Annotated in this window: 2 protein-coding genes; both read right to left on the bottom strand. The window is 53.5% G+C overall.

Going from position 1 to position 598, the window contains the following annotated elements; genetic code table 11:
- A partial coding sequence (locus J7438_RS28600; RefSeq protein WP_209278770.1) for a DUF3322 domain-containing protein occupies positions 1-169 on the bottom strand: 169 nt, incomplete at its 3' end.
- Positions 170-598 (bottom strand): SbcC/MukB-like Walker B domain-containing protein (locus tag J7438_RS26995; RefSeq protein WP_209279098.1); only part of this gene is annotated, 429 nt, incomplete at its 5' end. It abuts the gene before it with no gap.

A 598-nucleotide genomic window follows, 5' to 3' on the forward strand; every position in this document is an offset into this window, starting at 1 on the left:
CTATCCAGTCCCGAACCTTGACAAACTCCTGGCTGAGCACTTTACCGGACGGTTTGCGAAACGTGATTTCCAGCGGGAACAGGGATTTTCCCCGCAAAACACTTCTCAGAAACGCCCCGGAACTCCATGGGCGCAGGGATTTTTTCTGCAGTTCGGTGAGAGTAATCATTTAGCTAATGGCTTCTGCCCTGTGCTGGTTTATGGTTTCCTGCAGCAGGCGCTCCTGTTCCTGCTGTTTCTCCTTTTGGCCACCGGATTTGCCACCCGCATCGGAATAAAACTCTTTTTCCGAGTCATCTTCCCGGTAGCGTTCCGAGGCATTGAACAGGAACCAGTTGCGCACGTCGGTCACTTTCCGGGTCCAGCGTTTGTCCAGCTCGCTCTGGCCTTCCCGGCCATTAAACCGTTCAACAATGGTTTTTACCTGAAGGAACTTGTTTTCCGCATAGGCATCATCGCTGTTATCGGCACTCAGCGTATCGCCGAGGCAGTTGCGCAGGTCGATTTTGAACTGGTTGATCTCCGGGTCCCGGTGATTGTCCGCCACAAGTCGTATATAGGTGCCGTCGCTGTAGTCAATAGCGGCCAGGGAGCGGTT

The organism is Thalassotalea sp. G20_0, from assembly GCF_017744175.1.
Lineage (GTDB): Bacteria > Pseudomonadota > Gammaproteobacteria > Pseudomonadales > Endozoicomonadaceae > Endozoicomonas.